Origin of the sequence: Microcoleus sp. BM001215392, from assembly GCF_036700185.1 — a bacterium.
Taxonomy (GTDB): domain Bacteria; phylum Cyanobacteriota; class Cyanobacteriia; order Cyanobacteriales; family Microcoleaceae; genus Microcoleus.
Genome location: NZ_JAUBOJ010000365.1, coordinates 1 through 7843, shown reverse-complemented (window position 1 = coordinate 7843; position 7843 = coordinate 1). Strand labels below are relative to the sequence as shown.

At 45.3% G+C, this 7843-nt stretch carries 8 protein-coding genes; 3 read left to right on the top strand and 5 right to left on the bottom strand.

Annotated features, from left to right (window positions below):
• Positions 1 to 91: 91 nt before the first annotated feature.
• Together QT974_RS27860 and QT974_RS27855 are read right to left on the bottom strand one after the other, a co-directional pair.
• Positions 92 to 391: a putative quinol monooxygenase gene (locus QT974_RS27860; protein ID WP_333471642.1), complete on the bottom strand. Its 300-nt coding sequence runs from the start codon at positions 389 to 391 to the stop codon at positions 92 to 94.
• Between the two features lie 353 nt (positions 392 to 744).
• Complete coding sequence (locus tag QT974_RS27855) at positions 745 to 1422, bottom strand: hypothetical protein (RefSeq protein ID WP_333471641.1); 678 nt, start codon at positions 1420 to 1422, stop codon at positions 745 to 747.
• Between the two features lie 267 nt (positions 1423 to 1689).
• Here QT974_RS27855 and QT974_RS27850 point away from each other — a divergent pair, with 267 nt between their 5' ends.
• Positions 1690 to 2172, top strand: a complete 483-nt coding sequence (locus tag QT974_RS27850) for a hypothetical protein (RefSeq protein ID WP_333471640.1) — start codon at positions 1690 to 1692, stop codon at positions 2170 to 2172.
• A 162-nt stretch (positions 2173 to 2334) separates the two neighbouring features.
• Here the strand turns inward: QT974_RS27850 and QT974_RS27845 are convergent, their stop codons facing one another.
• The gene (locus QT974_RS27845; protein ID WP_333471639.1) at positions 2335 to 2838 is read right to left on the bottom strand and encodes a hypothetical protein; all 504 of its coding nucleotides are present in this window, start codon (positions 2836 to 2838) and stop codon (positions 2335 to 2337) included.
• 445 nt (positions 2839 to 3283) lie between these two features.
• Here QT974_RS27845 and aroA point away from each other — a divergent pair, with 445 nt between their 5' ends.
• Entirely contained in the window at positions 3284 to 4639 is a 1356-nt protein-coding gene (gene aroA / locus QT974_RS27840; RefSeq protein ID WP_333471638.1) for a 3-phosphoshikimate 1-carboxyvinyltransferase, read from the top strand.
• A gap of 202 nt (positions 4640 to 4841) precedes the next feature.
• Here aroA and QT974_RS27835 read toward each other — a convergent pair whose 3' ends face one another.
• Both QT974_RS27835 and QT974_RS27830 read right to left on the bottom strand, forming a co-directional pair.
• Positions 4842 to 5279, bottom strand: coding sequence for a CAAD domain-containing protein (locus QT974_RS27835; RefSeq protein WP_333471637.1), 438 nt, complete (start codon positions 5277 to 5279; stop codon positions 4842 to 4844).
• A gap of 196 nt (positions 5280 to 5475) precedes the next feature.
• Positions 5476 to 6480, bottom strand: a complete 1005-nt coding sequence (locus QT974_RS27830) for a 2-hydroxyacid dehydrogenase (RefSeq protein ID WP_333471643.1) — start codon at positions 6478 to 6480, stop codon at positions 5476 to 5478.
• A gap of 245 nt (positions 6481 to 6725) precedes the next feature.
• Here QT974_RS27830 and QT974_RS27825 point away from each other — a divergent pair, with 245 nt between their 5' ends.
• A complete protein-coding gene (locus QT974_RS27825; RefSeq protein WP_333471636.1) occupies positions 6726 to 7730 on the top strand; it encodes an ion transporter in 1005 nt (334 codons plus the stop codon).
• Positions 7731 to 7843 lie beyond the last annotated feature (113 nt).

The window sequence follows — 7843 nt, the reverse complement described above, 5'->3', positions numbered from 1 at the left end:
AACTCTCACTCTTGTCCCCCCCTTACTAAGGGGGGCTAGGGGGGATCGAATATGTGCCGCCAACCTTAATAAAATTGCTATAAAAAGTTGATTAAGCGAGCAATTCATAGCGGCGAATATCAGGCGGCTCAACTGCTAAACCTTCTAATTGCTGCACTGCGGCTTGAATGTGAGTAGAAGCGAGATGTAGTTCTAGCAAAGTTGCACTTTCCCACTCTTCAACGAACGTAAAATCTGTAGGATCGGCTTGATTTTGCAGGAGTTCGTATTTGATGCAGCCTTGCTCTTGGCGAGTTGGCTCTATAATGCTCAGCAGCAGAGATTTAAGTTCTGCTACTTTGTCGGGAAAGGCGACGAGACGCGCGACTACTCGCAAGGTTGGTGTGGACATAGGATAAAAAATGAACAGATATGGCGATCGAATTTACCGATATTTATCGGGCAAACTCTATTAAACAGGATTTTACTTAAACTAACCTAAAGAGGTCGATCGGTCAACGGGTATCAGAATAGTCTAGAACTCGCTCAAATCTCACAAACCCGGTCGATCCGAAATTCTTCGTTACCAACCGCAGAACCTCGTAGAAACCCGGTTTCTTTAGTATATTTGAACCCACAAGTAAATCCACCTAATTAAATCTACAATACGGATCGCTAAAAAGCTTGCTGTTGATGTTTTTCTCCCTCTTCCAACTGTCAACTGTGAACTGTCAACCGTCAACTGTCAACCGTCAACTATTCCGATTAATCTTTGGGATAAAATCGCTTGTTGTCCGTAGAATATTCCCAGGCGAGATTCTCCGGGTCTTTTTCGCGGCTCCACTGAGCAAACTCTGGCTTAACTTTCCATTTGCCGATCGTCGTGGCGTGAACTTTGAACCTGCGGGATAGTTCCGTCTGGGTAAAAGAGATTTTCGGATTTTCACCAGTCTTGGGTTGATCGATCGGAAATAATTTTGGTGTTTTATCTTGTGTTTTTTCCCGATTTGTGGGAGGCTCTTGAACAGCTACTGCCACCTTAGGTGTTTCGCTGGGAGTGACAGTTGGAGCAATTTGAAAATAATACAAAATTCCGCCTTCTTCGGTTACTTGGAAATCAGCGGCAAACTCAAGAGCTCGTTCGTCGAGATATTCTTGAACCTTCGATCCCGGGAGTTTGGCATTCATCGCCAGATCCAACGCCGTAACTCGTCCTTGATTTTCCTTGATCAATCTGTAGAAAACCAAGTCTAAACTCGCTTGTTTGTGTTTTTGCTGCTGCTGGTATAGCTTGTAAGCCCAAGCAATGCCCGCTGTGGTGGCGATCGCCCAAAACATCGTTCCCGACTCGAAACTGGCAACCGCCGTTAAGCAAATAGGCAAAAGCAGGGTAAGATATCCCCAAATGCTGCCCTTCTGTAGGTTATTGCTGTTTTTGACCATAGTTCCCAAACTGTTACGTAGTTTAGTTTAGCAGAGCTTGTCTGAAGGTCGCAGCAGGGTGTTAACAGTCGATATCTCGATCTGCCGATCGCACATCCGCCTAAAATACAGATACCACCGGGCGACACTCCCGATCTCACGACCCTCTAATTTTAGACTGAAGTTCCAACTCATTTGATTGATCTGTGGACTAAATCGAAAATGTAAAATCGATGCTCCCCACTCTACTACAAAATTCCCGAAGCTACTTTTTTCAACAGAGGATTCATGTACTTTTTTCGTAAACCAATCGCTTTCCTGCTCGTATTTGTTGCTTGCTGTATGCTGACGGTTAGTTGCGGTGGCGATAACCGAACTGCCCAGTGTACTAAATTCACTGAAATTGTCACTAAAGGTAAGGCTCTCATCGATCTTAAAAACGGCACCTACGATGCTGCAACGAGCAAGAACTTAGCTAAAGATTTGAACCAAACAGCTAAACAAATTGAAGCTCTGCGAATCACAGATAAAACCCTCAAAGAAATTCAAGAGCCGTCGGTTAAATCTTTCCGGGAAATGGGTCAAGGACTCGGTGACATCGGCAAAGCCCTTGAAACAGGAAACCGTGCTTCTACAAGTATAGAAGGTCGAGAGCAAATCACAAAAGCTAGAGCAGATATTATCAGAGCTGGACAGCAGGCAAATCAAGCAGCCGACAATCTAGAGGCTTTGACTGGCCAACTGATTAATTATTGTAAGAGCGATCGGTAAGTAGGTCATTCCCCAAAAATAATAGTATCTACAATATTCTGTAAAATGTAATTGTTTTTGGCGATCGCCTACATCATAACCAATGACCAATGACTAATGACTGCTGACTACTGACTGCTGACTGCTGACTGCTGACTACTGACTAATTACCCATTGCCAAATTTAGTGATGAATTTCTAAATTCAAAATATACTGACCAAGTTGCACTTTTTCCGACCACAACTCATATTCTAACCGCAGGTGTCCCGGTTCTGGCTTTCCGGTCAGGGTCAAGTTGCGAGTGAAGTTGCGGAGGCGCAACTGTTCGGGAGTCGCCAGCGATTCGCCCTGAAGCCAATAACGGCTAAGCCCGTACATTCCGCGTTCCCAGCAGTGGCGGTAACTGTATTTGCCGTTTCCCTGCATAGTCATAATCACTCGATAGGGCGAAACTTCTAGCCACAGCAACCGTGGTTTTGTAGTTGTTGGTAATATCGTAACTTGCTCGCCAGATGTGTCAGATGCGTCGGAAAATTGCCGATCGAGTATTGCCGGCTCGTGCAACAACAAGTGAAAGCGATCGCGGTCTTTTTGATACAGCGTACCAGCGGTTTCAACAACAGACCACAAAGGTAAATCTGTGGATACCAGCGATAAACTTACAGGCTTGCGGTGATGAGTCAGCATAAATAAAAGTGTAGGAGTTATTGTGGATCGGGCCGTTTGAGATTTGATATTTTAGACTTTTGATTTTAGATTTTAGATGATCCCGGTTACAAATTCCGGAGCTTTTGGTTAAAAAATTGCAAGTCTACAACTGGCGGCCCACCAAGATCGAATAGTTGATTCCCCAGTCAATTACCGCATCGACAACCGAAAGCGCGATCTTAAATCTCAGCATATCTAGAGATAATATTTGTCAAATTAAGGTAAAATCCTTCCCATTGCCTCCGGGCCTACCCGATCGCCGATCGCCGTTTTACAAAATAATCGAACTGTAAGTCTGCGGTGCAAACCCTTATGCAGTGTGTCATTCCCAAATCTCAACTTGAAAAATGGAAAATTTAAAATGGTATGACTTAGGCTGGGAAAAGGGTAGGATAGCTAACGCCGTCCCATCCTAGTCTATCTCATGGCAGTTGACATTATAACTACTTCGCTTCACGGCGAAACTCAAACTTTAAGCATTCAAAAACCAGCCTCGGGCTTGTCGCTGCGAGGCAGGATTCGAGTTCCCGGCGATAAATCGATTTCTCACCGGGCTTTGATGTTGGGCGCGATCGCCAGCGGTGAAACTACAATTGAGGGACTGCTGCTGGGAGAAGACCCCCGCAGCACTGCTAAATGCTTCTCGCTGCTGGGAGCCTCAGTTTCTGAACTAAACGCGGAACGGGTGATTGTCAGGGGCGTCGGAATTGGCGAGTTACAGGAGCCTCTCGAAGTCTTGGACGCGGGCAATTCCGGCACGACGATGCGGTTGATGTTGGGAATTTTAGCCTCTCATCCGGGGCGTTTTTATGCGGTAACGGGCGATAGTTCTTTGCGATCGCGCCCCATGTCGCGCGTCATTAAACCGCTGCAACAAATGGGTGCGCAAATTTGGGGTAGAAAGAGCAATTCTTTAGCTCCTTTAGCGGTACTCGGACAGCAGTTAAAAGGGATTCACTACCATTCGCCGATCGCCTCGGCTCAAGTAAAATCTTGCATTTTGCTAGCGGGTTTGATGGCGGATGGAGAAACTACAGTCACCGAGCCGGCTCTCTCGCGGGATCACAGCGAGCGGATGCTGCGGGCGTTTGGAGCCAAATTAACCGTCGATCCAGAAACTTGTAGCGTGACAGTCAATGGCCCTGCGCAACTCCAAGGACAGAATGTAATTGTACCGGGAGATATTAGTTCGGCGGCATTTTGGCTAGTTGCTGGGGCGATCGTCCCGGGTTCCGAGCTCGTAGTCGAAAATGTCGGCGTCAACCCAACTCGTACAGGGATTTTGGAAGCTTTGGAAATGATGGGCGCCGACATTGAACTGCAAAATCAGCGAGAGGCGGCGGGGGAACCGGTAGCGGATATTTTGGTTCGTAGTTCCCGCCAATTGCGGGGATGCACCATTGCTGGCGACTTAATTCCCCGACTGATTGACGAAATCCCAATTTTGGCAGTAGCCGCGGCTTTTGCGTCGGGTACTACCATCATTCGAGATGCGGCTGAGTTGCGAGTCAAAGAGAGCGATCGGCTGGCTGTGACTGCTGCGGAACTCAACCGCATGGGAGCTCAAATTACCGAGTTACCCGACGGTTTAGAAATTACCGGGGGAACTAATTTAACTGGCGCGGATGTTGACAGCTATACCGATCACAGAATAGCGATGAGTTTGGCGATCGCAGCCCTGAACGCCACAGGTGTTACTAACATTCACCGTGCCGAAGCTGCTGCCATTTCCTACCCAGATTTTACCGCTACTTTGCAACAAGTTTGCCATCCTAATTGACAGGGGGATAGGGGAAGATTTGGAAAATATTCCCGGGAGTATGTCATTTTTTCAAAAAACATTTTTTTTACAGTGCGAGCTTAAGAGCTCGCACTACATACAAATGCCAAACTGAGATGCTCTCAATATTCTCTCTTCCTTCTGTCAACCCTTCTCTAAGCGAGCTGTCAACTGCTTTCGGAGTCAACTGTCAACTGTCTAATTAAGAATTTTGACCGACAACTTGTTCTTTCAAAGAATCAATTTCCGTCAACAATTCTTGGCGAGTAGAAGCTTTGAGCAGATAGCGGTAAACAAACCAACCTGTATATCCCATCCCGATCAATTCAAAAAATGGAGTTACCAAAGGCACATCATTAAGAGCATCTAAAACTCCCAGCATTACCTTGATACTGATACCGCCGGCCAGGATTAAACCAATAGTTACCAGAGGTTTTTGATATTCAGTAAAAAAGTTCGACAAATAAGCTGGAAGCTCGGACAAAATTGTGAGAATTTGGTCTTTAATATCTTGGAACTGGCTGGCTGGTGTTTCTGAGGTTGTCATTGTAGTTATGACCCCGGGCTGGTCACTCACTAGGTCTACTGTCACAACTTCGGTGATGGTTTGCGTGTCGTCAGAAAAGTTAGCTTGTGTCATGGGATAATTCCTCCGTTGTCAAGTAAAATTGCAGGCTTTGAGTTGATGCCAGTATAATTATCTGGCAATTAGCACAGCATTCAGGCTGCTGGGGCTAATTGATGAGATTAAGGCAGAGCTTCACTAATTGCAAGCAAAAATAACGATATGGGTTGATTTTAAACAATTGCCCCCGCTGACAAATCGCTCTTTTGACTCATTTTTGCACTTTCCTGAGGTCGATTTGATTGGGACAAGTGCGCCCTCGTTCAAAATCGGTGATATTGCCGATCGTGGTTTCGGCGATATTTTGCAATGCTTCCTCGGTGAAAAAAGCTTGATGTCCGGTAATCAGGACGTTGGGGAAAGTCAGCAAGCGCACAAATACGTCGTCTTGAATCACCTGATTTGACAAATCCTCAAAAAACAGATCCGTCTCTTGTTCGTAAACATCTAAGCCGAGGTAGCCAATTCTACCAGACTTCAGTCCTTTAGTAACAGCTTTGGTATCAATCAACTGACCGCGGCTGGTATTGATCAACATCATCCCCAGTTTCATTTGCCCGATCGCCTCTGCACCGATTAAATGATAAGTTTCTGGTATCAGCGGACAGTGGAGGCTGACAATATCAGAGTTACCCAACAGTTGGGCCAGCGCCACGTATTCCATCCCCAAGGCTAAGCAATCCGGGTTTGGGGAAACATCGTATCCCAGCAAGCGACAGCCGAATCCGTGCAGAATTTTGGCAGTCAGGGCGCCTATTTTGCCAGTCCCGACGATTCCCACCGTTTTACCGTGGAGGTCAAAACCCAACAAGCCGTCTAGAGCGAAATTGCCTTCGCGGACGCGGTTGTAGGCCCGGTGGATGTTGCGGTTGAGGGACAAAATCATCGCCACTGCGTGTTCGGCGACGGCGTAGGGAGAATAAGCGGGAACTCGGACAAGAGTTAAGTCTAAATCGCGGGCTGCTGCTAAATCGACGTGATTGAATCCGGCCGATCGCAAAGCCAGCAAGCGCACGCCATTTTGGGCGATCGCCCGCAGCGTTTTGGCGTCTAAACTATCGTTAACGAAGACGCAGACTGCCGGAAATCCAGCAGTCAGAACGCTAGTTTCCAGGTTCAAGCGCGGTTCAAAAAACACCAACTCGTGTTTGTCGGCGTTGGCTGCTGTCAGAAAAGTGCGATCGTAGGATTTGGTGCTGAATACGGCTACCTTCATGATTTTTGCCTGCAAATCCAGTATGTAGTTGGCAATTTCTTTCAGATAAACTCTAAATTTTACTAGAAAGCCGTTGCCCCAAACCACCCACTTTCCATGATAAATATGGAGTTTTGCAACGAAAACATCTCTGAAGCAACTAGATTTTTAGCCCTCCTCACAAATCCTACTGACGTTTTCAAAAAAACTTCTTAAGCTATGGTAAAGGGCAAGCATTAATTGCTAATTGTTTAGGAGAAACTCAGGTGCATAAACAACTCAGAGCAATAATTTATGAAATATTAGAAGGTTCAGAGCGTAGCAATTTATACAGCTTAGCAGGCAATATTATTATCACTGGTTTGATTCTGATAAATGTTGCAGCTTTTATTGCTTCTACTTCCCCCAGTTTCTCCCAAGAACAAAAAAGCATTCTGGAAAACATCGAAATTGTTGCATCCTTAGTATTTACAATAGAATATGGTTTGAGGCTGTGGGTGTGTACAGTAGATCGCAGATATAGCCACCCGCTTTGGGGAAGATTGAGATACGGTCTGACACCACTAAGTCTAATAGATTTAGTTTCAATATTGCCTTTTTTTACAGTTCTCTTATTTCCCGAATTAAGCTTCATTAATTTAATTCGCCTGTTGCGTCTGTTGCGGCTGCTAAAAATGAGCCGTTATTCACATTCAGTGCGAACTATGGGAGCAGTATTGTACACCAAAAAAGAGGATTTAATCGCCACTGCATTTGCAGTTTTTATTCTATTAATATTTGCCTCTAGCATCATGTATTTTGTTGAATGCGAAGCGCATCCCAAAGCTTTTGGGAGTATCCTCGATTCAATGTGGTGGGGAGTTGTGACATTAACGACTGTCGGCTACGGCGATATTTATCCGATCACTCCTTTAGGTAAATTGTTAGGAGCAATTTTAGCATTTTTGGGTATAGGAATTTTTGCACTGCCTGCGGGGATAATTTCTTCTGGTTTTTCCGAGGAAGTGCAAAGGAGAAAACAGGAAAAAATGGCGGAAGATTTCGATCGATCGCCTAATTGTCAATCGGTACAAATGCTCGGGGAAGACGAGATTAGTTTTGAACAACAGCAAAGGGCAATCGCGCTTTACGTCGAAAGTTCCGCCGACTTAATGCAAATGTGCATCAACTCAGCGAAACAGAAGTTAGGAAGTCATATTGAGAATGAAGAAGTTCTGAGGGATTTAGCTATTCATCTGTACAACGAGACTGTTCGCAAATTCCAGCTTTAATCAAAGCCATTGACAGTTGACAGTTGACAGTTGACAGTTGACAGTTGACAGTTGATAGTTGTTATTTGTTATTTGTTATTTGTTATTTTTGAATATTTCCCAATAATCAGTGA